At 62.8% G+C, this 23898-nt stretch carries 23 protein-coding genes; 9 read left to right on the forward strand and 14 right to left on the reverse strand.

The genetic code is table 11. The annotated features are described in order from the left end of the window. Positions 1 to 34: 34 nt before the first annotated feature. From AC1Q6C_RS12510 to AC1Q6C_RS12530, 5 genes are all read right to left on the reverse strand, one after another. Complete coding sequence (locus tag AC1Q6C_RS12510) at positions 35 to 1327, reverse strand: carboxylesterase family protein (RefSeq protein ID WP_070160866.1); 1293 nt, start codon at positions 1325 to 1327, stop codon at positions 35 to 37. A gap of 85 nt (positions 1328 to 1412) precedes the next feature. Then, positions 1413 to 1973, reverse strand: coding sequence for a TetR/AcrR family transcriptional regulator (locus AC1Q6C_RS12515; protein ID WP_230359453.1), 561 nt, complete (start codon positions 1971 to 1973; stop codon positions 1413 to 1415). 15 nt (positions 1974 to 1988) lie between these two features. Further along, positions 1989 to 2459, reverse strand: coding sequence for a nuclear transport factor 2 family protein (locus tag AC1Q6C_RS12520; protein WP_007732407.1), 471 nt, complete (start codon positions 2457 to 2459; stop codon positions 1989 to 1991). A gap of 129 nt (positions 2460 to 2588) precedes the next feature. Further along, a complete protein-coding gene (locus tag AC1Q6C_RS12525) occupies positions 2589 to 3263 on the reverse strand; it encodes a Crp/Fnr family transcriptional regulator (protein WP_003943506.1) in 675 nt (224 codons plus the stop codon). Between the two features lie 255 nt (positions 3264 to 3518). Beyond that, positions 3519 to 3791 (reverse strand): hypothetical protein, encoded by a 273-nt coding sequence (locus AC1Q6C_RS12530; RefSeq protein WP_019746620.1) that lies wholly within the window; start codon positions 3789 to 3791, stop codon positions 3519 to 3521. An 80-nt stretch (positions 3792 to 3871) separates the two neighbouring features. Here AC1Q6C_RS12530 and nth point away from each other — a divergent pair, with 80 nt between their 5' ends. From nth to AC1Q6C_RS12550, 4 genes are read left to right on the forward strand one after another with little or no spacing between them, the layout of a single operon-like run. Then, the gene (nth, locus tag AC1Q6C_RS12535; protein WP_003943471.1) at positions 3872 to 4657 is read left to right on the forward strand and encodes an endonuclease III; all 786 of its coding nucleotides are present in this window, start codon (positions 3872 to 3874) and stop codon (positions 4655 to 4657) included. A gap of 6 nt (positions 4658 to 4663) precedes the next feature. Continuing rightward, positions 4664 to 5317: a TlpA family protein disulfide reductase gene (locus AC1Q6C_RS12540; RefSeq protein WP_003943500.1), complete on the forward strand. Its 654-nt coding sequence runs from the start codon at positions 4664 to 4666 to the stop codon at positions 5315 to 5317. Then, positions 5314 to 6033, forward strand: a complete 720-nt coding sequence (locus AC1Q6C_RS12545; protein ID WP_058038253.1) for an NUDIX hydrolase — start codon at positions 5314 to 5316, stop codon at positions 6031 to 6033. The genes AC1Q6C_RS12540 and AC1Q6C_RS12545 overlap by 4 nt, the downstream gene beginning before the upstream one ends. Next, a complete protein-coding gene (locus AC1Q6C_RS12550) occupies positions 6030 to 7220 on the forward strand; it encodes a MarP family serine protease (RefSeq protein ID WP_003946095.1) in 1191 nt (396 codons plus the stop codon). Before AC1Q6C_RS12545 ends, AC1Q6C_RS12550 begins: the two co-directional genes overlap by 4 nt. A gap of 3 nt (positions 7221 to 7223) precedes the next feature. On the opposite strand, the gene AC1Q6C_RS12555 is transcribed toward AC1Q6C_RS12550, so the two are convergent. The 3 genes from AC1Q6C_RS12555 to nhaA are packed head-to-tail and all read right to left on the reverse strand — an operon-like array spanning position 7224 to position 10015. After that, positions 7224 to 8159 carry an alpha/beta fold hydrolase gene (locus AC1Q6C_RS12555; protein WP_007732412.1) on the reverse strand — a complete coding sequence of 312 codons (936 nt, stop codon included), beginning with the start codon at positions 8157 to 8159 and terminating at the stop codon, positions 7224 to 7226. Between the two features lie 15 nt (positions 8160 to 8174). Beyond that, the gene (locus tag AC1Q6C_RS12560; RefSeq protein WP_007732413.1) at positions 8175 to 8684 is read right to left on the reverse strand and encodes a phage holin family protein; all 510 of its coding nucleotides are present in this window, start codon (positions 8682 to 8684) and stop codon (positions 8175 to 8177) included. Further along, positions 8681 to 10015: a Na+/H+ antiporter NhaA gene (gene nhaA, locus AC1Q6C_RS12565; protein WP_007732414.1), complete on the reverse strand. Its 1335-nt coding sequence runs from the start codon at positions 10013 to 10015 to the stop codon at positions 8681 to 8683. Before nhaA ends, AC1Q6C_RS12560 begins: the two co-directional genes overlap by 4 nt. Before the next feature lie 173 nt (positions 10016 to 10188). On the opposite strand from nhaA, the gene AC1Q6C_RS12570 reads away from it, so the two are divergent. Beyond that, complete coding sequence (locus AC1Q6C_RS12570; RefSeq protein WP_042922877.1) at positions 10189 to 11580, forward strand: MFS transporter; 1392 nt, start codon at positions 10189 to 10191, stop codon at positions 11578 to 11580. A 55-nt stretch (positions 11581 to 11635) separates the two neighbouring features. Here the strand turns inward: AC1Q6C_RS12570 and AC1Q6C_RS12575 are convergent, their stop codons facing one another. The 5 genes from AC1Q6C_RS12575 to AC1Q6C_RS12595 all read right to left on the reverse strand — a co-directional run bounded on the left by AC1Q6C_RS12575 (position 11636) and on the right by AC1Q6C_RS12595 (position 17412). Beyond that, a complete protein-coding gene (locus AC1Q6C_RS12575; RefSeq protein WP_073513333.1) occupies positions 11636 to 13321 on the reverse strand; it encodes a purine-cytosine permease family protein in 1686 nt (561 codons plus the stop codon). Between the two features lie 135 nt (positions 13322 to 13456). Further along, a complete protein-coding gene (locus tag AC1Q6C_RS12580) occupies positions 13457 to 14515 on the reverse strand; it encodes an AAA family ATPase (RefSeq protein WP_007732419.1) in 1059 nt (352 codons plus the stop codon). Between the two features lie 10 nt (positions 14516 to 14525). Then, complete coding sequence (locus tag AC1Q6C_RS12585) at positions 14526 to 15563, reverse strand: aliphatic amidase (protein ID WP_063315184.1); 1038 nt, start codon at positions 15561 to 15563, stop codon at positions 14526 to 14528. A 26-nt stretch (positions 15564 to 15589) separates the two neighbouring features. Continuing rightward, positions 15590 to 16210 carry an AmiS/UreI family transporter gene (locus tag AC1Q6C_RS12590; protein ID WP_003946099.1) on the reverse strand — a complete coding sequence of 207 codons (621 nt, stop codon included), beginning with the start codon at positions 16208 to 16210 and terminating at the stop codon, positions 15590 to 15592. Between the two features lie 122 nt (positions 16211 to 16332). Next, positions 16333 to 17412, reverse strand: coding sequence for a substrate-binding domain-containing protein (locus AC1Q6C_RS12595; protein WP_221742616.1), 1080 nt, complete (start codon positions 17410 to 17412; stop codon positions 16333 to 16335). Positions 17413 to 17519: 107 nt separating this feature from the next. On the opposite strand from AC1Q6C_RS12595, the gene AC1Q6C_RS12600 reads away from it, so the two are divergent. Next, positions 17520 to 17945: a MarR family transcriptional regulator gene (locus AC1Q6C_RS12600; protein ID WP_042446697.1), complete on the forward strand. Its 426-nt coding sequence runs from the start codon at positions 17520 to 17522 to the stop codon at positions 17943 to 17945. A 37-nt stretch (positions 17946 to 17982) separates the two neighbouring features. Here the strand turns inward: AC1Q6C_RS12600 and acs are convergent, their stop codons facing one another. Then, positions 17983 to 19914, reverse strand: a complete 1932-nt coding sequence (gene acs / locus AC1Q6C_RS12605) for an acetate--CoA ligase (protein ID WP_007732429.1) — start codon at positions 19912 to 19914, stop codon at positions 17983 to 17985. A gap of 364 nt (positions 19915 to 20278) precedes the next feature. Here acs and AC1Q6C_RS12610 point away from each other — a divergent pair, with 364 nt between their 5' ends. The 3 genes from AC1Q6C_RS12610 (at position 20279) to AC1Q6C_RS12620 (ending at position 23896) form a co-directional block, all read left to right on the forward strand. Further along, the gene (locus AC1Q6C_RS12610) at positions 20279 to 21895 is read left to right on the forward strand and encodes a peptide ABC transporter substrate-binding protein (RefSeq protein ID WP_007732431.1); all 1617 of its coding nucleotides are present in this window, start codon (positions 20279 to 20281) and stop codon (positions 21893 to 21895) included. A gap of 125 nt (positions 21896 to 22020) precedes the next feature. Beyond that, positions 22021 to 22947: an ABC transporter permease gene (locus tag AC1Q6C_RS12615; protein WP_019746637.1), complete on the forward strand. Its 927-nt coding sequence runs from the start codon at positions 22021 to 22023 to the stop codon at positions 22945 to 22947. After that, positions 22940 to 23896, forward strand: coding sequence for an ABC transporter permease (locus tag AC1Q6C_RS12620; protein WP_019746638.1), 957 nt, complete (start codon positions 22940 to 22942; stop codon positions 23894 to 23896). The genes AC1Q6C_RS12615 and AC1Q6C_RS12620 overlap by 8 nt, the downstream gene beginning before the upstream one ends. The last annotated feature ends 2 nt before the right edge of the window (positions 23897 to 23898 follow it).

Below are 23898 nucleotides of genomic sequence, written 5' to 3' on the forward strand. Positions count from 1 at the left end.
GGATTACCGCGAGTGGGTAGGCGCCCGAAGTTGCTCAGGAGAAGGTGATTCCGATCGATTGGGACGAGGTGTACTTCTCCCAGGTTTCGCTGCTGTCCGGACTTCCCATGTGCGCAAACGACGTCCAGTGGCGGCGTATCCGACGGCCCAGTGCGTCGATGCTCTGCCAGTCGCTGCTGCCCAGCATCGGTGAGCCCTGCCAGGACTGCTCGGTTCCCAACACGAAGGGTAGTTCGATGCAGTGAGTGGCCCCGAAGACGTCGTCCGTCGGTGCCCAGTCGAAGCGGTACGTGTACACCGACGCGCCGGCCGCTGTGAAGGTCTCGGCCAGCTCCATTGCCGGTTCGGCAAACATGTTCTGTGTCAGTGCCTTTTCGGCGACGTGTTCGGGATCGGGTACTCCCGCTACGTCGCGCACGAAAGCAGATCCCTCGTCTCGGGTGTATCCCACGATGACGTCAAGCGCTGTTTCGAAAGTTCGGATCACCGGTTCCAGTTCGGAGATCGGCGCGAAGGGCGGTTGCACGACATTGGGGGACCGCCGGCTGAACTCGACAGCCGTGCCGCGGAATGTGTCGAGAATGTGGGAGAGCGGCGCGGTCCGAGGATCTCCGTCGAGCAGTCGGGCAAACGTCTCCCCGTTCTCGATCGCGGCAGCCTGCGTGAAGTTGAGGTCCGGCCGTGGGGTGCTCTGCAGAATTGCTCGATGGAACAGGGTTCGAGAGTTGTTACTGCTCAACAGATTCACAATGGAATGAGCGCCGGCCGACTGCCCGAATACGGTGACCGAGTCTGGGTCGCCGCCGAATGCCTCGATGTTCTCGCGCACCCACTCGAGCGCCGCGATCTGATCGTGTACCCCGAGATTGCCTTCGCTGACGCCGTCGAGGAGGAGGTATCCGAGCACGCCGACGCGATAGTTGACCGACACCACGACGACGTCGCCCTCGGCTGACAAAGCGCCGCCGTCGTACCAGGGGAGTGAGCCGCCGCCACTGGAGTACCCGCCACCGTGAAGCCACACCATCACCGGGCGATGACCGGTCAGCGACGGGGTTGTGACGGTGACGGTGAAGCTGTCCTCGCTGTGCTCCGGTTCGGGGAGCGGTGGCCCCATGATGCGTTCGAGTCGTGAAGGTGGTTGGGGGAAGACCGTTCCAAGCGCTGTGGCGTCGAAGACGTCGGAGAACGGTTCCACCGGTCGCGGCTTCTCGAAGCGCGGTGCGCTGGCGTAGGGGATCGCACCGAAGTAGTAGGAACCGTCACGCTTTCGGCCGCGGACCTTCCCCGAAGGGGTGGATGCGATCACCGTCTCGAACGAGGGCATGGGTTCCTTTCTTCTTGTGCATGCTTTTTCGAGCATGCCAGGTGGATGCCGCGGCACAAATGCCTTTGTGGTCGTGCGGTATGCGTTACGGCGTGAGTGCCTGTACCAGTCGATCTTCGAGTCGCGTCGTCACTCGGCTGTATACGGCTCCGTCGTCCAGGGCCCGGGACATCACGATCGCCCCTTGGATCCCGGCCACGGCTTCTTCGGCGAGTCCGATGGAATCTTCGGCACCGACGAGTGCCGCCTCGAGAGTCGCTGTCCATTCGTCGAAGTATGTTCGCACCCTGGCGCCGAAGCGGTTTCGCTCTTCACCGAGTGCAAATGCGCCGAACAGGCAAATGCGTTGCCCTGACCGAAAGTAGTCGCCCGCGGTAGCGAACATGCTCTGGATGCGCTGCCTCGGTGGAACCGATTCTGCTCGAAGAGGTTCGAAGACCTCGCTGCGAAACCATCCGTCGACCTCGTCGAGCACCGCCTCGGCCATCTCTTCCTTCCCGCGCGGAAAGAAGTTGTAGAGACTGCCTTTGCCCAAACCGGTGTGTTCGGTGATGACGGCCAGGCTTGCTCCGTCGAACCCGTAGGTTCGAAACACGTTCGCGAGAGCGGGAATCGTGTCCGAGCGTTCAGCTACCTGTCTGGCCATGGATTCATCCTTTCATCACAGACCCAACTCGCTCAGGCCCGGATGATCGTGCGGGCGTGGTCCGGTCGGATCCCAGAAGAACTTTCGCTCGGACTCCTCGATGGGAACGTCGTTGATGCTGGCATGACGGTGGTGCATGAGTCCGTCGGCGTCGAATTCCCAGTTCTCGTTGCCGTAGGAGCGGAACCACTGCCCGTCGTGATCGTGCCACTCGTACGCGAATCGCACTGCGATGCGGTCGTCGCTGTGTGCCCACAACTCTTTGATCAACCGGTAGTCCAGTTCGCGGGTCCACTTCTCGGTCAGAAGTTCGACGATCTCGGATCGGCCGGTGACGAACGTCGACCGATTACGCCACCAACTGTCCGGCGTGTAGGCCAGCGACACCTTGTGCGGATCGCGTGAGTTCCATCCGTCCTCGGCGAGGCGGACCTTCTGGACGGCAGTTTCGTGAGTGAAGGGCGGAATCGGTGCTCGGACGGTCATTGCGGGGCCTCTCGATCAGATATGTACCTATCGGTACAGACTTTACCGATAGGTACAACAAGAGTCCAGGAACGACTTCGGCCGCCCCCCACCGAAGCGGGAGCGGCCGAAAGAGTCGAACAGGAAGAGCTAGCGCGCGCGACGAGCGAGGCGCTCGGAATCCGAGATCAGGACGCTCTTGCCTTCGAGGCGAAGCCATCCGCGGTGTGCGAAATCAGCGAGCGCCTTGTTGACGGTCTCGCGGGAAGCGCCGACGAGCTGGGCGATCTCTTCCTGCGTGAGGTCGTGAGTGACGCGCAGGGCGCCACCTTCCTGAGTGCCGAAGCGCTGCGCGAGCTGCAGGAGCGCCTTGGCGACACGGCCGGGAACGTCCGTGAAGATCAGGTCGGCCAGGGTGTTGTTGGTACGACGCAGACGGCGGGCGAGAACGCGCAGAAGCTGCTCGGCGATCTCGGGGCGCTGCTGGATCCATGCCTTGAGAGCGTCGCGGTCCATGCTCACGGCGCGAACCTCGGTGACGGTCGTAGCCGTCGAGGTGCGGGGGCCGGGGTCGAAGATGGACAGTTCGCCGAACATGTCGGACGGGCCCATGATCGTCAGCAGGTTCTCGCGACCGTCGGGTGAGCGTCGACCGATCTTCACCTTGCCGGACACGATGATGTACAGGCGGTCACCGGGTTCACCTTCGTTGAAGATGACATGTCCACGGGGGAAGTCGACGGGCTGCAGCTGCTTTGTCAGCGCCGCTACCGCTGAGGGCTCGACTCCTTGGAAGATGCCGGCTCTTGCCAGGACGTCGTCCACGTGCGCTCCTTGTTGGGATTTGTTCGTTTGTGGTGTCATTTTTGCGCTATCTATCTTTGTACCCGCGCTGCGCACAAACCGTCGTACACAGGCTCAGCCCTCATGAGTGAGACACTGTGTCCAATGCAATCTGTGTTCAATGCAACAGGTACGGCATCGAAGTCTACGTCCCGTTAGCTCGCGACGAGTGATTGATGCCACGTAAGAGCCGAAAATTCTTCCGGAATCCGCTGCGGTGACTACTTTGTATGGCCGTCAACTTGCCCGTTGTGTCCGGATTTCGCCCAGGCTGGCGCTCTCGGGAGCCTCCGACTGGCGGCCCTTACGCTTCCGGTGGAAGCGGGCGAACGCATGGGGAAACCCATCGCTTGCCAGGCGGGCGACGTCGTCGTGACTTGCCTGGTCGAGGAAGTCTTCTACTTCATGCTCTTGGACCGAGAGCCGACGCAATCGCCCTTCGACTCGTTCCATCGCCAGGGCAAAGAGCATAAGCAGTAGCGGAAAGAGAATTACTGCGAGTCCTTGCATAGGGGGAAGTAAACACGTCGAAGGTCTCAGAATCGACACGACGGAGTCTCCACTCATGTCGTATCCGTACAGTTGTCTGAGTGCAGACCACCCCGACAGGCAGTTCAGAGCAGCGGAAGAAACCGCGTTCGGGGGGTGCGCGGAAGGAAGAATCACACCTCGGATTGGTACGCCGGGCGCGTCGGATGAATCGTGAGCTCGCTGTGGCTTTCCCACACGTGTACTGCGAACTCGACTTCACGACTCCGTTGGAACTGGCAGTGGCGACAATCCTGTCGGCGCAATGCACCGACGTCCGCGTCAACATGGTCACGCCGGCACTCTTCGCCCGTTATCCCGACGCAAAGGCATACGCGGAAGCCGATCGGACCGAACTCGAGGAGTACATCCGCTCCACTGGCTTCTACCGGAACAAGACGACGTCGCTGATCGGACTCGGTCAGGCGCTACTCGAACGCCACGACGGGCAGGTCCCGAACAAGCTCGAAGATCTGGTGAAACTCCCAGGCATCGGACGCAAGACCGCGAACGTCGTGCTGGGCAATGCCTTCGACATTCCGGGAATCACCGTCGACACCCACTTCGGTCGGCTCGTGCGTCGGTGGAAGTGGACCGAGGAAGAAGATGCCGTCAAGGTGGAACACGCCGTCGGGGCACTGATCGAACGTAAGGAATGGACTCTGCTCTCGCATCGCGTGATCTTTCACGGCCGACGGGTCTGCCACGCGCGCAAGCCCGCATGCGGTGTGTGTGTTCTGGCCAAGGACTGCCCGTCGTACGGTCTCGGCCCGACCGACAAAACCGAGGCCGCGGCCCTGGTGAAAGGCCCCGAGACCGATCATCTGCTCGCCCTGGCAGGGTTGTGATCGCCGATGACAAGTGCCGGAAGATGGTCTCTCGCTGCGCTCGTGGTCGTCGCGGCTCTCGTCGTGGCGATCTGGCCGCGCGGAGGAGACGACACGACGCCCACGTCGACGGGCCCGTCCTCGTCCGCGTATCAGCCGCCGACGTTCACTCCGTCGTCGGAATCGCTCGATCAACTCCGTAGCCAGGCGGCTCTGGCCTCCTGCCCGACTCCGACCGGCGAAGCGCCTGCCGGCTCGGCTCTCGCCGGAATCACCCTCGACTGCGTCTCCGACGGAGCGCCCGTCGACCTTGCCGCAGCGGTGGGCGGAAAGCCGACTCTGCTCAATCTGTGGGCGTACTGGTGCGCGCCATGCGCCGAAGAGCTTCCGTACCTTCAGGAATTCGCGGAGCGCGCCGACGGCAGCATCAACGTGCTGACCGTGCATTCGGATCCGAATCAGGAGAACGCTTTGACGCGACTCATCGACTACTCGGTGCGTTTGCCCGGCGTCCAGGACGGTGACGGCAAGGTACGGATCGCAGTGGGCGCACCGCCGGTGCTGCCGGTGTCGGTGCTCGTGCGCGCGGATGGAACAGTCGCCAAGGTCTTGCCCCAACCCTTCCGCAGTGCGGACGAGATCGCCGCCGCTGCGGCGCAATATCTGGGAGTCGTCGTATGAGTACACCGGTTCCCGAGTGGTTGCGCGCTGTCGCCAGCACCCAGCCCACCGATCCCCATCGGATCAACCCCGTCCTCGAGCGTCGCGCGCCGCGCGGCACCGTGACGCGTCCGGCCGCGGTGCTCGTGCTCTTCGGCGGACCGCGTGAGGCAGACCCTCTCGCCGTCGGCGGCTTGCCGGAGGGCGCAGACGTCCTGCTGACCCAACGGGCGTCGACGATGCGTCAGCACAGCGGACAGGTCGCATTCCCGGGCGGCGCCGCCGATCCGGGCGACGACGGCCCCATCGGCACCGCGCTGCGTGAAGCGCAGGAGGAGACCGGGCTCGATCCGAGCGGAGTTCAGCCGCTCACCGTGCTGCCGGAGATCTTCATCCCGCCGTCGGGTTTCGACGTGACGCCGGTGCTCGGCTACTGGGAGCAGCCGACGACGGTGGGCATTCAGGACGAGGGCGAGGTCGGACGGGTGGCCAGGGTGCCGCTGCGCACGTTGCTCGACCCAGACAACCGGTTTCAGGTTCGACATCCCCTCGGGTACCAGGGCCCGGCGTTCCGCGCCGACGGCATGCTGGTCTGGGGGTTCACAGCAGGAATCCTCGCGGCGCTGTTCACGGTGTCGGGCTGGGAGATTCCGTGGAACTACGAGGACGTGAGAGACCTGGACACAGCGCTGTCCGAGTTCGGTGAAGGTGTCGAGGATTCGGCGGTGCCGCGATGACAGGTTCTCGTTGGGTGGACATCGCCATCGTTCTGGTTGCCCTCATCGCGGCCACGTCCGGATGGCGTCAGGGTGCGGTGGCGTCGGCGCTGGCGTTCGTCGGCGTGATCCTCGGTGCCGTCGCCGGGATTCTGTTGGCGCCGCACCTGCTCGTGCACGTCACCGAAGGCAAGCTGCGCATCCTCGCGGGCATCTCGCTGATCGTCGTGTTGGTCATCATCGGCGAGGTCGCCGGCATGGTGCTCGGACGCGCGGCGCGCAGCGGAATGCACAGTCCGACGGCGCGATCCGTCGACAGCGTCATCGGTGCGGGTCTACAGGCGGTGGCTGTCGTGGTCGCGGCGTGGTTGCTCGCGATTCCGCTCACTTCCTCGTCGCAGCCGAATATTGCCGCCGCTGTTCGTGGTTCGGACGTTCTCGCCAGCGTGGACGAAGTGGCGCCGCAGTGGCTGCGCCGCATCCCGACCGAGTTCTCGGCGCTGCTCGACACCTCCGGCCTGCCTGACGTCATCGGCCCGTTCGGGCGCACGCCCATCACCGAGGTCGAAGCACCCGACGCGAGCGTTCTCGCCAGTCCGTTGGCGGCGCAGTTGCGTCCGAGTGTTCTCCGCATCAACGGCGTCGCACCGAGTTGCCAGCGCGCGCTCGAGGGATCCGGATTCATCGTCGCCCCCGAACGCGTCATGACCAACGCCCACGTGGTTGCCGGAACCGAGAGCATCACCGTGGACACCATGGAGGGCGCACTGCCCGCGCAGGTGGTGCTCTTCGACTCCGCCGTGGACATCGCGATTCTGGCGGTTCCCGGATTGGACGCGCCGGTGCTGCCGTTCGCTCCGGAGCAGGCTCGGACCGGTGACAACGCGTTGGTGCTCGGTTACCCCGGCGGTGGTCCGTACACGGCCAGCGCAGCCCGCGTTCGTGAGGTCCTGAACCTGAACGGGCCGGACATCTACAAGGCCGGAACCACCCAGCGTGAGGTCTACACCGTGCGCGGATCCATCCGGCAGGGCAACTCGGGTGGACCGATGGTCGATGATCAGGGGCGGGTCCTCGGCGTCGTGTTCGGTGCTGCCGTCGACGACAGTGACACCGGATTCGTCCTCACCGCGCAGGAAGTCTCGCGCCAGTTGAACGCGGCTGCCTCGGCATCGACGCCCGTACCGACGGGCGCGTGCATCCTGTAGCGGTCACTTCTCCGTAAGGAGGAAGTCCCCGAGTTCGCGATTGACGCGCTCGGGGGCTTCCTGATGCGCGTAATGACCGACTCCGGCAATGGTGCGCAGTTTCTCGCCGGGAGCCCAGTGCTTGTCGCGACGCACAGTACGGGTGAGCACGTACGGGTCGAGTTCGCCGTGAATCTGGACGATCGGAATGCGAAGAACCTGATCCATCAAACGCATGAAACGTCGGCCCTCGGGGCGGAGCTGGCTGCGGAAGGCCCAACGCTGGTACTCCAAGGTGGAATGCGCGACGCCCGGGATCCGGATCGCGGACCGCATCTTGCTCATGACGTCCGCGAATTCGGGTTGCTGCGGCCAGGTGGGGCCCGACCGCGAGCGAACCAGACGCTCCACTTCGGCGCCGTTGTCGGCCGTCAACCGACGTTCCGGGCGTAGCGGTACCTGATAGGCCAGGAACGAGGGCAAAAGCGCGCGGCGCTGATAGGGGTCGCGGACGACTGCTTTCTTGAGCGCCATCGGGTGTGGAGACGAGATCAGCGCGATCGACCGCACCAGGCGTGGATGCAGGAGCGCGGTCGCCCAGCACACCAACCCGCCGTCGGCATGACCGATCAGCGTGGCCTTGCCGTAACCCATCGCACGAATGAGGCCGGCTACGTCACCGGCGAGCGTCCAACCGTCGTAGCCGCGAGGGGGCTTGTCGGAATCGCCGTACCCACGAAGATCCATGGCGACGACGCGGAATCCCTGCTCCGACAGTGCCGTCAACTGATGGCGCCAGGACCACCAGAAATCGGCGAATCCGTGCAACAGGACCACCAACGGAGCATCCGGCTCCGCGTCGCCTACCTCGACGACGTGAAACCGGATGCCGTTGGCGTGAATGTCCCGGTGAATCCAGGGGCCGTCGAACCTGACGGTGGATGGATCTGGGGCTGCCACTTTCGATCAGACTCGCTACCGGCGCGCGTTGAAATCGACCGACGGCTTTGCGTCGTCATGGCTGCCGGGGATGACGTTCTTGGCCTGCTTGAGCGATTCGATCGTCTTCTCCGGAGCCCTCAGCTTGCGCACGCGCAGATAACCGAGCAGCGCCAGAATCGCGGTGGTCACCACCATGATCAGGAAGACGATGAGGAACGCCAGCCAGCGCGGCACCCAGGTGTCGAGCATCTCGGCCAGGAAGAAAAAGAAGAAGAACGAGCTGAACAGCAGAACCGTGAAGGCCAGGATGAAAAAGACGCTGCCCTGCAGACCCTTCTTGACCTCGCCCGTCACCTCGGCCTTGGCAAGTTCGACCTCGGCGCGCACGAGGGTGGAGACCTGTGCGGTCGCGTCCTTGACGAGGGCCCCGATGGTGGCCTCGCCCGGCGTGCGGGCGTCCACATCGGTGAGAGGGATGGAAGAGACCGTGTTCGGTACTCCATCTCCGGTGAAGCGCTGGCTCTCTCCGTTGGTCAAGCTCACTTGTCGACCTCTCCAGGTAGTTCTCTCGCGTCCGTGGCAATGGCGGTGGAAGCGTCGTCTCGAGCCGCATGAACTCGTCCACGTCGCCACAGCAGCGCTGATCCGATCAGCGATGCCACCAACGATGTCACGAGAACTGCGGCCTTCGCTATCTCGGCCTCGCTGCCATCGCCGACCCCGTCCAATGCGAGGTCTGCTACAAGCAGGCTAACGGTGAACCCGATGCCACCGAGAACTGAGAGGGCAAACATGTCTCTCAATTCCAGTGTCTTGGGTTTGGTTGCTATCCCCAATTTGATCGCGAGCAGGGAAATTCCGAAGATTCCGACGGTTTTGCCGACCAGAAGACCGACGACAACCGATTGCCCGACGGGGTCGGTGAAAATGTCGCCGAGCACCGCCGCGTTGATCGGAACACCGGAGGCGAACAGTGCGAAGACGGGGACACAGAAGCCTGCAGAGTAGGGCTGAATACGGTGCTCGAGACGGCTACCGGGCGCGTACTCCTCGTCCGGATCGCGCCTCACCCGGGTGAGTAAGCCGAGCGCGACGCCCGCGAGTGTGGCGTGTATCCCCGCTTCGTGCATCGCGTACCAGGTCAGTAGTGCCAGCGGGACGTAGAGGAACGGCGTCGTGATGCGTTTGTGTTGGGCGTAGGCGTAGGCAGCCAGGGCTGCGGCCGCGGTCAGCAGCCACAACATCGCGAGGGAACCGGTGAACAGTACGGCGATGAGGATGATCGCGAGCAGATCGTCGACGACGGCCAGGCTGAGCAGGAAAACTCGGGCGCTCGCCGGGATCTTCGAGCCGGTCAGCGCGAGCACGCCGAGGGCAAAAGCGATGTCCGTCGCGACGGGAATGGCCCAGCCCTTGTCCATGCCGGGCGTGCCGAAACCGATGGACGCCGCGATGATCGCGGGGACCAGGACGCCGCCGCACGCCGCGATGATCGGGAGCATCGCGGCTTTGCGGTCCGCGAGTTCGCCGACCACCAGTTCACGTTTGAGTTCGAGGCCGGCAACGAAGAAGAAGACGGCAAGCAGTCCGTCCTGCGCCCACGTGCCCAAGCTGAGGTCGAGATGGAGTGCGGACGGACCGATCTGGAAGTCACGTAGTGCGATGTAGCTCTCACCGAAAGGAGAGTTCACCCAGATCAGAGCGAGGGCGGCAGCGATCAGGAGGATCGATCCGCCCACCGTTTCGGTGCGGAGGTAGCGGGACAGTTCGGAACGCAGGGTGGAGATCACGCGTGGGGACGACCTTTGTTCGTGCAACCGAATTCGGATGCAACAGACATGAACGTGATCGACGTTGTGACGCATCGAATGCACGTGCCGACCAGACTTCCCGGCTCACCTTTACGGAATTTTATCGCGGATTGCCCGCTGAGCCGAATTCGCGAACCGAATTTGCGTCGGAAAACCCCGCGGGTGTTCAATTCCTACTGATTGGGACACTATCCCACCAATTGGACATCTTTCGTATAACGGCGCAGGAGCATGTTTTGAGCACGTCAGTCAGTGAGAATCCACCCAAGCCGGAGGGCGGCGACGCAGATACCGTCGCCGGAGTGCCGCGCAGCCGAATCGTGGTCGCCAGCATGGTGGGTACGTCCATCGAGTTCTACGACTTCTACATCTATGCAACAGCGGCAGTATCGGTGTTCCCGCACCTGTTCTTCCCGAAGGGCAACGACACCACCGCGCTTCTCGCGTCGTTGGCGACGTTCGGACTCGCGTTCGTCGCCCGTCCCCTCGGTTCGATTCTCTTCGGACACTTCGGTGACCGCGTCGGACGCAAGGCAACTCTGGTCGGCTCGCTGCTGACGATGGGCATCGCGACCTTCCTCATCGGACTGCTGCCCACTTATCACCAGATCGGTCTACTGGCCCCGGCGCTGTTGGCGCTCATGCGTTTCTGCCAGGGCCTCGGACTCGGCGGCGAATGGTCGGGCGCGGCTCTGCTCGCGACCGAGACGGCCAAGGAAGGCAAGCGGGCCTGGGCGGCGATGTGGCCGCAACTCGGTGCGCCCATCGGCTTCTTCATGGCCAACGGACTGTTCCTGATCATCACGTTGTTCATGAACCACGACAATTCCAGCCCGGACCTCGAGGGTGCCTTCCTGAGCTGGGGATGGCGAATTCCGTTCCTGCTCAGCGCAATCATGGTGATGATCGGCCTGTACGTCCGGCTCAAGCTCGAGGAAACCCCGGTGTTCGCGCGCGCAGTCGAGCGCGGCGAGAAGGTCAAGACCCCGGTGGCCGAGGTGTTCAAGACCAGTTGGCGTCAGCTGATCATCGGTACGTTCGTGATGCTCGCGACGTACACGCTCTTCTACATCATGACCACCTGGGTTCTCAGCCACGGAACCGGCAAGACGGCGGCCGACGGCGGAACCGGTGCGGGCTTCAAGTACACCGATTTCCTTGTCCTGCAGCTCATCGCAGTCGTGTTCTTCGCTGCTGCCGTGCCGGTCTCGGGTTGGCTCGCCGACCGTTACGGGCGTCGTATCACCTTGCTGATCATCACCGGTCTGATCATGGTGTTCGGCTTGACCTTCGGTGTCTTCCTCGAACCGGAAGGAATGAACGACGGTCGCATGTTGGCGTTCCTCATCGTGGGCATGCTGCTCATGGGTCTGACCTTCGGCCCGATGAGTGCCGTTCTCCCGGAACTCTTCCCGACCAACGTCCGCTACACGGGCTCGGGAATCGCGTACAACACGGCCAGTATTCTGGGCGCAGCGGTGGCGCCGTTCATCGCCGTCTACCTCGCGAAGAACTACGGCGTCGGTTGGGTCGGCATCTATCTTCTCGTAGCGGCGACGCTGACTTTTGTCGCGCTGCTGGTCATGCGTGAGACGAAGGGTGAGTCGCTCGACGATGTAGGGGCATAACCCTGCTGTGCGCCTTTATTAACCCCCGGCGGTGAAGAAAGGCGCACAGCAGTTGTCAGGGAAGCTGAGCAGGCAGGACGTGCTCACCGGTCTTGTCGGTGCTCAAGGCCAGGGAGCTGATGTACTGCTTCTCGCCGTTCGGGCCGGGCACGTTCGACGCGAGCATGTCGGGACGCTCGAATTCGATTCCGCTGACGCAGCACAGAAGCGTTTCACCGGAGGGGTTCCCGTACTCGTCGAACATCGGCAGATCGATGCCGTCGTCGGTGCGTCGTAGGTAGTACTTTCCCTTGGTGGCGACGGCCAGGACCGGCGGCATCACCAGCGCGATGACGATTGCGACGATCGGGGAGAACGGCTTGATCGCCGAACCGAAAGCACCGAAGAACACCAGGATCGAAATGCCCGCGGCCAGCAGCATCGACACGAAGCCGACGGGGTTGACGTCGTAGAGCATCCCGCGTCGGAACTCGGGGACTTTCGGGGAGAGCTTCAACCAGTACTTGTTGATTGCGATGTCCGAGGCGACGACCACGACCCAGGCGATACCGCAGTTGGCGTAGAAGCCCAGGATCGTGTTGAGGAAGTCGAACATGTTGGCTTCCATCAAGATCAGTGCGATCGCCAGGTTGACCAGAACGAAGACCATGCGTCCGGGGTAGGTCTTGGTGACGCGGGTGTACGAGTTGGTCCAGGCCAGTGAGCCGGAGTACGCGTTGGTGACGTTGATCTTGATCTGGCTGATGACCACGAGGATCACGGCCAGCGTCATGGCCAGCCAGTGAGGCATCATGTCCTGGTAGATCTCGAGGAACTGGTGCACGGGCTGGTTGGCGATCGAGGATCCGTCGACGACGTTCGCGATGATGTACACGGCGAGGAACAGTCCGACGATCTGCTTGAACGCGCCGAAGATCACCCAGCCGGGGCCGGCGAGAATTACTGCAGCCCACCAACGGCGGGTGTTTTCCGGCGTCTTGGGCGGCATGAAGCGTAGGTAGTCGATCTGCTCGGCGATCTGTGCGATCAGCGACAAGCAGACACCCGCGGCCAGCATCACCGATCCGAAGTTGACGCCCTTGCCGTTTGCGCCGTCCTCACCGCCGAAGGCGAAGAACGCGCTCACCGAATCAGGGTGCTTGAACAGCAGATACAGGAACGGCAGCACCATCATGACGAGCCACAGAGGCGTCGTCCACACTTGGAGCTTTGCCAGAGCCTTCATTCCGTAGATGACCAGTGGAATGACCATCAGGGTCGAGACCGCGTAGCCGATCGAGAGTGGGATCCCGAGCCCCAGTTTCAAACCCTGGGCCATGATGGAACCTTCGAGCGCGAAGAAGATGAAGGTGAACGTCGCGAAGATGACGTTGGTGACCACCGAGCCGTAGTAGCCGAAACCGCTTCCACGAGTGATCAAATCGAGGTCGATATTGTATCGCGCGGCATAGTAGGCGAGTGGGAAGCCGGTCGCCATGATGACGACGGCAAACACGGCGATGCCCAGCAATGCGTTACCGGTGCCGTACGAGATGCCGATGTTGGCGCCGATCGAGAAGTCTGCGAGATACGCGATTCCGCCGAGCGCGGAGGTCGCGACGACGCCGGTTCCCCATTTGCGGTAGCTGCGTGGCGCAAATCGGAGGGTGTAGTCCTCCAGAGTCTCCTTCAGTGCGGCATTCTCACCGAGATCTACCCTGTCCGGTGCGCCGGCGGACACCTGCTCGTTCACTGCTGTCATGACGTCACTTCCCCTGGGTGCCTGTGCATGTGCACTTTGTGGTGCAGGCACCCAACCTAGGGAGGTGGCGTTACGCGGACATGTTTGAAATGTGTCGCCCACGTTGCGGATTCGATCCGCAACGTGAGCGAGCACTCATGGGACTTTCTTTACCTGTATCTGATCACCAACTGCCCGCGCCTGCAAGGCGAGTGGTTGCGTCCCGACCGGCCGAAGGTCGAGAACGGCGGCGGCCACCGGGTCGGCCAAGACGTTCCGGATGGTCCGGCGCAGGCCACGTGCTCCGTACACCGGGTCGAACCCGCGCCGTTGCAACAGGGCGACGGCGCTGTCCTCCACCTCGACGTCGATGCCTCTCCTGGCCAACCGAGTCGTGATCAGTTCGATCTCGAGACGGGTCACTTGTTCCGCGGTCTGTTCGTCGAACTCGTCGAGGATCACGGTTTCGTCGATGCGGTTGAAGAATTCGGGGTCGAAGAACTTCTCCAACGCGCGTTGCACCAGATGATGACCATGGCGCGGTCGATCGATCCGGACGCGATCGGCGAGCTGCCGCAGGTGAGATCGCCGACGTTCTGCCACCGCAGCAGAGCCGAGATTCGAGGTCAGGAACACGTAGCTGTTGCGGAACGAGATCTTCTGCTGACCGTTCGCCAACCGGAGTTCGCCGTTGTCGAGGACCTGCAGGAGCGCACGCAGCACGGTGGGGTCGGCCTTCTCCACTTCGTCGAACAGGACGATTCCGGGGGTGTACGGATCGCCCTCGACGGTGTTCTTGTCGAACAGCGTGAAGGACTCCTTGCTACCGGCATATCCAGGTGGAGCCCCGGAGAACGACGCCGCATAATGCTCTTGCGCAAGAGCATTCATGTCGATGCGGCACAGATCATCGGGTCCTGACCGTAGTTCTGCGGCCACGCGCCGCACCAATTCCGTCTTGCCGACGCCGGTCGGGCCAACGAGAAGGATGTTGGCGAGCGGACGCGTCGGATCCGTGGCACCGACATGCGCGATCGAAATCGCACGAACCACTGCGTCGACGGCGGCCTGTTGTCCGACGATCTTGGAACTCAGGGCTTTCGAGAGCTTGCGAGCGTCGAAGGCCCCGACCGGTACGGGTTCGGTTCGTTCCTCGGCCGGCGGTGGTGCTGCTGCACTGTTCCGGTCATGGAGCATGTCGGTGATATAAGGCACAGTGAGATCCTTACGCTTCGATTGTCTTCTCGACCGGCAGGTTTCCGACGCGACAATCCGCTACACCCACTGTGTCTCGGGTGATGGCCTCGACGCGTTCCTGAGCCTTCTGGGCGTCGGTGACCCACAGCTTGTAGAACTCGAACGGGCAGTCCGCGACGCCCTTGTCTCCGTCACCTGCTGCGTGGACACCGGAGTAGCCGCGATGGAGGAGTTTGAAGATGTGGTTCTGGGACTGATCGTTCTCGCGTGCGTCGCGAATGGCTGAGACGGAAAGCTGCGCGTACTGGATTCCGTATTCTTCTTCGCCGGTTTCACCCAGCGTCCGGCCGTCGAATCCGATGATCGCGGAGTGTCCGAAGTAGGAGTAGACGCCGTCGAATCCGGCCGCATTGGCAACTGCCACATAACAATTGTTGGCCCAGGCCATTGCCTTGGACATCATCACCTGCTGGTCCTTGGCGGGGTACATGTACCCCTGGCAACGGACGATCAGTTCTGCACCCTTCATCGCGCAGTCGCGCCAGATCTCCGGGTAGTTGCCGTCGTCGCAGATGATGAGCGAGATCTTCAGCCCCTTCGGGCCTTCGGTGACATACGTCGTGTCTCCCGGGTACCACCCTTCGATGGGGCACCAGGGCAGGATCTTTCGGTACCTCTGAACGATCTCGCCCTTGTTGTCGATGAGGATCAACGTGTTGTACGGGGGCTTGTTCGGGTGGTCTTCGTGCTGTTCGCCGGTGATGGAGAAGATTCCCCACGTGTTGGCTTCGCGGCACGCTGCGGAGAAGATCGCGGTCTCGTCGCCCGGGATGGTGGCTGCTGTCGCGTACATCTCCTCCTCGTTGTACATGATTCCCTGCGTGGAGTATTCGGGGAAGACCACCAGATCCATTCCGGGGAGGCCGGTCTTCATGCCGATCATCATGTCGGCGATCTTGCGCGCGTTCTCGAGGACACCGGCGCGATCGTGCAGGCGGGGCATCTTGTAGTTGACCACTGCTACGCCGACCGTGTCGTTGCTCGAGGAGATGTCACCGTGTCGCATTGTCTTTCACTCCTTGGTTGTGTCGATCAGTTGAAGACTGGACGGGATTGGGGTACTGCGGTTTTGGGTGCAGCGAGGATCTTGGCCAGGCCCAGGAGAACCAGAAGCGCTCCGGCCCAACCGGCCGCGACGGCGGGTGTGGTGTGGAAGTTGTCGGTCAGGATCAGAAATGCGGGGACCGTGCACGTGGGCTGGCTCAGGAGGACCGCTGCCCAGCCGGTGAAGCGACTGAGATTCTCGCGGCCGAGCCCGAGTACCAGGAAGAACAGCGTCCACAGCGCTGCCCATGCGAGCCAGATGACCCCGAAGACGGGGTCGTTGCTCACTGTGAAAGAGAGGAAGGAGTACACGAGCGCGGCGCACGCGACGAACAGCGAGAACCACCCGATTCCTTCCGGCTCGAAGCCGGCGAGATTGCTGATGCCCACGTAGAGATAGGTGAATCCGAACAGATAGAGCCCTGAGGCCGCCAGGACGGCACTCGAATCTCCCTGAGCCTGAATCAACATGACGGTGGGGACGACGCATTGAAGTGCGCCGACGAAGAGGTTGAGGACCGAGGCGGATCGAACGGGAACTGTGCCGAGCAGCATCAGTCCGTTGACGAAGAGGACGGCTCCCACGTAAAGCAAACCAACACTGCCCATCGGGCACCTCCGGTTACTTCGGGACGGTTACTTCGGAACGGGTTACTTTCAAATGAAATGATTCCAAATGAAACTAAGTGATGCGCGCCACAGAAGTCAAGAGGGAGATCTCAGGGAAAATCTCAGAGCGTTGCGATGATCGAGAAGTCGAGTCCGTCGGCGACGGCGAGCTGAATCTTCTGCCGTGCAACACGATCACGAAACTCGACGGTTCCGCGAGGCCCGTCGTACGCGGCACCCTCGACGACGGCGTCCAGGTCACGCGGATGAGTGCTGTCGGCGCGCCGCACCAGGGCCGAAAGGGTATGTATCCCTTCGTAGCACGATTCGGCGGCATTGTTCAGCGCCGGAGCGTGCGCGCCGTGCAGTGCAACGTAGCGCCCGAGAAGATCCATGGAGTTGCCGTCGACCATCGAACGGAAGTACGCGGCGGAGGCAAACAGGTTGCGGGTTGCCCTCGGCCCGCTCGCGAGCAGCATGTTCTCTTCCATCAACGGGCTGAATCGGATCATCGACTCGTCGAGGCCGCGGCGGGCGAAGGCGCGGTTGAAATCGACGGCGTCCTGGCCGACGAGGAGCATGATCACGCCGTCGCAACCGGAGTTCGAGACGGTCTCGACCAGTTGTTTCATGTTGCCGCGCCCCAGGTCGACAAACGAACCGCCGACAAGGCTGAGATCGAGTTCGGTGGCGAATTGCCTCACGGCTCCGAGAGAGCTGTGTGGCCAGATGTAGTCGTCCCCGACGACAAACCACTTACGCGCTCCGACGTTGTCGCGCAGCCACTTCAGCGCCGGCGCGATCTGCTGCCGTGGTGTTTCGCCGGAGCAGTAGATGCCGGATCTGACCTCGCCGCCCTCGTAGAGCGAGGTGTACGAGTACGGAATGCGGTCCGCGACCACGGGTGCAAGAGCGTGGCGGACAGAGGAGATGTGCCAACCGCTGACCGCGTCGATGTCGCCTGCGTCGAGTAGCTGTTGCACGCGGGCTGCGACGACGCTCGGCGAAGCGCCGCCGTCGATCACTTCGATCTGGACTTCGCGTCCCAGTACGCCACCGGAGTTGTTGAGGTCGCGGGCGGCCAATTCGCTGATTGCTTCGCAGGAGGGGCCGAACAGTCCGGCAGGTCCCTGGAGGGGAAGCACCATGCCCAGGCGCCACACCGCGCTGCGCGCGCGTTCGAGCGCGCCGGTAGCGCTCATGCGTCGCCGCCGGAATCGGGAGTCAGCGGCCTGGCCTGGGTTACTATCATTTCATTTGAAAGTATTGCCCGAGAAGTGTGAACTGCGCAACAGCGGGGGAGCGATCAGTGGGAAAAAGTGACTCCGGAATTCTTGATGCGTCGCTGACGACTGCGCTGGTCCGAGCAGCTCGAATGGCCGCGGCAGCGGCGGAGAAGGCGCTGGCGGCAGAGAATCTCACTCTCGATCACTGGATGACGCTCGAAGCCCTGGCGTCGACCGAGGGGCTGACGATGGCTGAGTTGCGCGATCGAACGGGAACACCGGCTCCGACGCTGACGCGAGTTGCGGACAAGTTGGTCTCGCTCGCGCTCATCTACCGCGAAGTCGGGGAGGACGACCGTCGGAAGGTACGCGTGTTTCTCTCCTCGCGCGGAAAGTCCTTGCACAAGAGGGTTGCCGCAGACATCCGCGTAGCCGAGGAGTCCTGGCTGACGTCGAAAGAGGAAGTGAAGTTGCGAGAGGGGCTTCGCCCCTGTGTGCCTTTCCGGTAGTGGGGACTACCAAAAAGGCGCACAGGGGCCGAAGGCCCTACTTGCCGCGGATGGCGTCGAATACCTTGGGGTCGACCAGGGTCGAGGTGTCTCCGAGGTCGCGGCCTTCGGCGACGTCGCGCAGGAGGCGGCGCATGATCTTGCCGGACCGGGTCTTCGGCAGTTCCGGCACGATCGTGATCTGACGCGGTTTGGCGATGGGGCTGATGTCGGTGGAGACCTGAGCCTTGAGTTCGGCGATGAGGACGTCGCCGGTGTTCTCGACGCCTTCACGGAGGATGACGAACGCGACGATGCCCTGTCCGGTGGTCTCGTCGGCGGCACCGACGACGGCGGCTTCGGCGACTCCGTGATGGTTCACCAGTGCTGATTCCACTTCGGAGGTGGAGATGCGGTGACCGGAGACGTTCATGACGTCGTCGACGCGGCCGAGGACCCAGAGTGCGCCGTCGTCGTCGTACTTGGCGCCGTCACCGGCGAAGTACCAGCCTTCTTCGGCGTAGCGGGACCAGTAGGTGTCGCGGTAGCGGTCCATGTCGCCCCAGATGCCGCGGAGCATCGCCGGCCACGGCTCGTCGAGGACGAGGTAACCGTTGCCGCCGGGGCCGAGGGGCTTGGCGTCGTCGTCGACGATCTTCGCGGAAATCCCCGGCAGCGGTGCCATCGCGGATCCGGGCTTGGTGGCGGTGATACCGGGCAGCGGGGAGATCATGATCGCGCCGGTCTCGGTCTGCCACCAGGTGTCGACGATGGGGGCTTTGTTGCCGCCGATGACCTCTCGGAACCAGCGCCACGCTTCGGGGTTGATGGGCTCGCCCACAGATCCGAGGAGGCGGATCGAGGACAGGTCGTGGGCGTCGGGGATCTCGCGGCCCCACTTCATGAACGTGCGCACGAGGGTGGGTGCGGTGTAGTAGATGGAGACGCCGTACTTCTCGATGATGTCGAAGTGGCGGTGCTCGTTCGGGGAGTTGGGGGTGCCTTCGTAGACGACCTGGGTGACGCCGTTCGAGAGGGGTCCGTAGACGATGTAGGAGTGTCCGGTGACCCAGCCGATGTCGGCGGTGCACCAGTAGACGTCTTGTCCCGCTTTGTGATCGAAGACGTTGTGGTGGGTGTACGAGGCCTGGGTGAGGTAGCCGCCGGAGGTGTGGATGATGCCCTTGGGCTTTCCGGTGGTGCCGGAGGTGTAGAGAATGAACAGGGGATGTTCGGCGTCGAAGGCCTGCGCCTCGTGCTCGGGTGAGGCCTGTGCGACGGTTTCGTGCCACCACAGGTCGCGGCCGTCGGTCCAGTCGACGTCGATGCCGGTCCGGTTGACCACCAACACGTTCTGGACGGATTCGGCGCCGGCGACGGATTCGTCGACCGCTGTTTTGATGGGTGCTGCTGCGCCGCGTCGCCACTGCCCGTCGACGGTGACGACGAGTTTGGCTTGGGCGTCGTCGATGCGCGAGCGTAGGGCGGTGGCGGAGAATCCGGCGAAGACGACCGAGTGGGTCAGGCCGAGGCGGGCGCAGGCGAGCATGGTGACGATCGCTTCGGGGATCATCGGCATGTAGATCGCGACGCGGTCACCGGCGACGAGGCCGAGGTCGGTGAAAGTGTTTGCGGCGCGGCTGACTTCGGCGAGGAGGTCGTTGTAGGTCAGGTCGCGGGAATCGCCTGGTTCGCCTTCGAAGTGGATGGCGACGCGGTCGCCGTTGCCGGCGAGGACGTGGCGGTCGACGCAGTTGTAGGCGACGTTGAGTTTTCCGCCGACGAACCACTTGGCGACGGGGGCGTCGGTCCAGTCGAGGACGTCGGTCCATTTCTCGTGCCAGTGAAGGCGCTCAGCCTGATTCGCCCAGAAAGCGAGGCGGTCGGTATCTGCGGCAGCCTGCAACTCCGGTCCCGCGTTGGCGGCCGCAGCGAACTCTGCGCTCGGCGGATATGCCTGGGGGACGTCTGTTTCGGCTGCGCTTGTCATGGCTGACGGCCTTCTTTCCACTTTGATCGACACTTTTCTGACTCCGTGTGAGGGTAGTCACAAGCTCGCGTAAACGCACCGTTGCATCACGTTGCAACCCGTTGTCCTGCGACGATCGGTCGAATTGATGCGACGGGTGGTCGCTTCCGCCGACGAGTGAATGGGCGCGGACAGATTTCCCTCGGAATTGCGGACAATGGGTGCGATGCGCGCCCCGCGTCGGATGTGTCTATTGTCAAACCATTATTCGACCACAACTCGAAGTCACGTTCACTTTCAGTTGTAGGCGACACGACGCCGGCAGTTACGGCTGTCGGCAGGCCGCGAGCATGCTCGGGGTCACTTAGATGTGGAAGGAATTCCTTTGCGTATCTCACGCATAGCGACGGGCGCGGTCGCGCTCGGAATGACGGCAGTGCTGATCACGGCATGTTCGTCCGGCGATTCGTCGGGCGGATCGTCCAGTGGCGTCGTCAACGCCTGGGCGGGCGAGCCTCAGAACCCGTTGATCCCCACGAACACGAGTGAGAACATGGGCGGCCGCGTCCTCGACTCGCTGTTCTCCGGTCTCGTTTCGTACACCGCAGACGGCGGTACGGAGAACGAGGTTGCCGAGTCCATCGAGAGCACCGACGGTCAGAACTTCACCGTCAAGCTCAAGGACGGTTGGACCTTCACGGACGGCACCCCCGTCACCGCGAAGTCGTTCGTCGACGCGTGGAACTACGGCGCCCTCTCCACCAACGCTCAGCTTCAGGCATCGTTCTTCGATCCGATCAAGGGCTACGACGAAGTTGCCGCCGAGGTTCCGACGGCACAGACCATGTCGGGTCTGAAGGTTGTGGACGACTCCACCTTCACCATCGAACTCAAGCAGCCCGAGTCGGCGTTCCCCGATCGCCTCGGCTTCACGGCGTACTACCCGCTGCCCGAGGTCGCGTTCAAGGACATGACCGCCTTCGGTGAGAACCCGATCGGCAACGGCCCGTACAAGCTCGACGGAACCGGCGCGTGGCAGCACAACGTCCGCATCGACACCGTCGTGAACCCGGACTACAACGGCAACCGTAAGCCGAAGAACGCCGGCGTCGACTTCATCATGTACAACAGCCTCGACACGGCGTACACCGATCTCCTGGCCAACAACGTCGACGTTCTCGACCAGGTTCCGCCGAGCGCCGTCACGACCTTCGAGTCGGACCTGCCCGGACGCACCGTCAACCAGCCGTCGGCAACCATCGAGACGTTCACGATCCCGGGTCGCCTGCCGCACTTCAGCGGCGAAGAGGGCATGCTCCGCCGTCAGGCGATCTCGATGGCGATCAACCGCGATCAGATCACCCAGCAGATCTTCAACAAGACCAGGACGCCTGCACTCGACTTCACCAGCCCCGCAATCAAGGGCTGGAACGACTCGCTGACCGGTAACAGCAACGTGAAGTTCGATCCCGAGGCCGCCAAGGCCGCTTGGGCCAAGGCCGACGCCATCGCACCGTGGTCCGGCAGCTTCGAGATCGCCTACAACTCCGACGGCGGACACCAGGAATGGGTCGATGCCACGGCGAACAGCATCCGCAACACCCTCGGTATCGACGCAAAGGGCAAGCAGTACGCCACCTTCGCTCAGATCCGCACCGAAGCCACCGACCGCACCATCCAGAGCTCTTTCCGCTCCGGTTGGCAGGGCGACTACCCGCAGCAGTACGGCTTCCTGGCGCAGAACTACCAGACCGGCGGCAGCTCCAACGACGGTGAGTACTCCAACCCCGAGTTCGACCGCCTCCTGCGCGAATCGGCCGGCCAGACCGATCAGGCGAAGGCTCAGGAACTGCTCGATCAGGCCCAGGAAGTCCTGCTCAAGGACCTGCCCGCAGTTCCGACGTGGTACCGCAACGCTGCCAGTGGATGGTCGGAGAACGTTTCCAACGTGACCATCAGCTGGAACGGTGTTCCGGTCTACGAAGACATCGAAAAGAACTGACGCGTAGAACGATCCGCATCTGAAACGTGAGTTCGGGGCGGCAGGCGCCCTGCCTGCCGTCCCGAACTCGTGTTCACACCGGACTGTCCGCTGACGTACACGATCATCGACAAGGAGGTGATCCGATGCTCTGGTACATCGGTCGCCGAGTGCTTCAAATGATCCCGGTTTTTCTCGGGGCCACTCTTCTGATCTACGCCATGGTCTTCCTGCTTCCCGGTGATCCGATTGCCGCGTTGGCGGGCGACAAGGCGCTCAGTCCGGCTGTGGCAGCACAGCTTCGGGAGCGCTACCACCTCGATCTCCCCTTCTATCAGCAGTACCTGCTGTACCTGAAGGGCATCTTCACGCTGGACTTCGGCACGTCGTTCTCCGGACGACCTGTCAGTGAAGTTCTGGCACAGGCATTTCCGATCACGATGAAACTCGCCTTCATGGCACTGATCGTCGAGACCGTCTTCGGTGTCGGCTTCGGCCTCATCGCCGGCCTGCGTAAGGGCGGATTCTTCGACAGCACCGTCCTGCTGTTCAGCCTCGTTCTCATCGCCATCCCGATCTTCGTGATCGGCTTCCTGGCTCAGTTCTTCATCGGCGTCAAATGGGGCATCGTCCCGCCGACGGTCGGTGGCAACACCAGCTTCACCAATCTCCTGCTCCCTGCCCTGGTTCTTGGTTCGGTCTCGTTCGCCTACGTCCTGCGACTGACCCGAACGTCCGTGGCGGAGAATCTGACTGCCGATTACGTCCGCACCGCTACCGCCAAGGGACTTTCCCGTGGACGAGTGGTTCGCGTGCACGTGTTGCGCAACTCGCTGATCCCCGTGGTCACGTTCCTGGGCGCCGACCTCGCAACGTTGATGGGCGGCGCCATCGTCACCGAGGGCATCTTCAACATCAACGGCGTCGGCGGCACGATCTACCAGGCCGTGACCAGAGGTGAAGCGCCGACGGTGGTTTCGTTCGTCACCATCCTGATCGTGATCTACCTGATCGCGAATCTGCTCGTCGACCTCTTGTACGCCGCGCTCGATCCGAGGATCCGCTATGTCTGAGACCGTGAAGACCGGACGCGCAGTCCGGCAAAGTCATTTCGTGGCACCGCCCGAAGTTGCGGCACCGGGGGAGACGGACGCCGTCAAACTCGATCAGGCGCCGACCAGCATGTGGACCGATGCGTGGCGCGACCTACGCAAGCGCCCCCTGTTCATCATCTCGACGATCATCATCCTCGCGGTCATCGTCATCGCAGCGTTTCCGAGCTTGTTCACGAGCACCGATCCGCGGTTCTGCGACCTGACCTACAGCATGCAGGGGCCGACCTCAGGGCACTGGTTCGGTTTCGACCGCCAGGGCTGTGACGTGTACTCGCGCACCATCTACGGTGCTCGCGCATCCGTACTCGTGGGCGTCGGCGTCACGGCGTCGGTGCTGGTGATCGGCGTGATCTTCGGTGCGCTGTCCGGTTTCTACGGCGGATGGACCGATTCGATCCTCTCCCGTGTCGCCGACATCTTCTTCGGCATCCCGCTGATCCTGGCTGCCATCGTCCTGATGCAGCTGTTCACCGATCGCACCATCTGGACCGTCGTCGGCGTCCTGGCACTGTTCGGCTGGCCGCAGATGGCAAGAATCGCTCGAGGCGCGGTGATCTCGGCGAAGAACAACGACTACGTCATGGCTTCGGAAGCGTTGGGTGTCTCGAAGCTCAAGACACTGATCCGCCACGTCATCCCGAACTCGTTGGCGCCCATCATCGTGGTCGCCACCATCTCGCTCGGTACGTACATCGTTGCCGAGGCGACGCTGTCCTTCCTCGGTATCGGTCTTCCGTCCACCGAGGTTTCGTGGGGCGGCGACATCAGCAACGCTCAGGTGACGCTGCGTCAGGGTTCGACCATTCTGTTCTACCCGGCAACGGCTTTGGCGATCACCGTTCTCGGATTCATCATGATGGGTGACGCTCTGCGCGACGCCCTCGATCCCAAGTCGCGGAAGCGGTGAGC

It is taken from the genome of Rhodococcus sp. MT28 (assembly GCF_058792695.1).

What these genes read in the sequence shown, in the direction of transcription:
- AC1Q6C_RS12615 (WP_019746637.1), top strand. Translation starts at nt 22,021, where the DNA reads ATGCTCTGGTACATCGGTCGCCGAGTGCTTCAAATGATCCCGGTTTTT.
- AC1Q6C_RS12515 (WP_230359453.1), bottom strand. Translation starts at nt 1,973, where the DNA reads ATGGCCAGACAGGTAGCTGAACGCTCGGACACGATTCCCGCTCTCGCG.
- AC1Q6C_RS12510 (WP_070160866.1), bottom strand. Translation starts at nt 1,327, where the DNA reads ATGCCCTCGTTCGAGACGGTGATCGCATCCACCCCTTCGGGGAAGGTC.
- AC1Q6C_RS12520 (WP_007732407.1), bottom strand. Translation starts at nt 2,459, where the DNA reads ATGACCGTCCGAGCACCGATTCCGCCCTTCACTCACGAAACTGCCGTC.
- AC1Q6C_RS12575 (WP_073513333.1), bottom strand. Translation starts at nt 13,321, where the DNA reads ATGACAGCAGTGAACGAGCAGGTGTCCGCCGGCGCACCGGACAGGGTA.
- AC1Q6C_RS12540 (WP_003943500.1), top strand. Translation starts at nt 4,664, where the DNA reads ATGACAAGTGCCGGAAGATGGTCTCTCGCTGCGCTCGTGGTCGTCGCG.
- AC1Q6C_RS12530 (WP_019746620.1), bottom strand. Translation starts at nt 3,791, where the DNA reads ATGCAAGGACTCGCAGTAATTCTCTTTCCGCTACTGCTTATGCTCTTT.
- acs (WP_007732429.1), bottom strand. Translation starts at nt 19,914, where the DNA reads ATGACAAGCGCAGCCGAAACAGACGTCCCCCAGGCATATCCGCCGAGC.
- AC1Q6C_RS12545 (WP_058038253.1), top strand. Translation starts at nt 5,314, where the DNA reads ATGAGTACACCGGTTCCCGAGTGGTTGCGCGCTGTCGCCAGCACCCAG.
- AC1Q6C_RS12620 (WP_019746638.1), top strand. Translation starts at nt 22,940, where the DNA reads ATGTCTGAGACCGTGAAGACCGGACGCGCAGTCCGGCAAAGTCATTTC.
- AC1Q6C_RS12590 (WP_003946099.1), bottom strand. Translation starts at nt 16,210, where the DNA reads ATGGGCAGTGTTGGTTTGCTTTACGTGGGAGCCGTCCTCTTCGTCAAC.
- AC1Q6C_RS12585 (WP_063315184.1), bottom strand. Translation starts at nt 15,563, where the DNA reads ATGCGACACGGTGACATCTCCTCGAGCAACGACACGGTCGGCGTAGCA.
- AC1Q6C_RS12595 (WP_221742616.1), bottom strand. Translation starts at nt 17,412, where the DNA reads ATGAGCGCTACCGGCGCGCTCGAACGCGCGCGCAGCGCGGTGTGGCGC.
- AC1Q6C_RS12550 (WP_003946095.1), top strand. Translation starts at nt 6,030, where the DNA reads ATGACAGGTTCTCGTTGGGTGGACATCGCCATCGTTCTGGTTGCCCTC.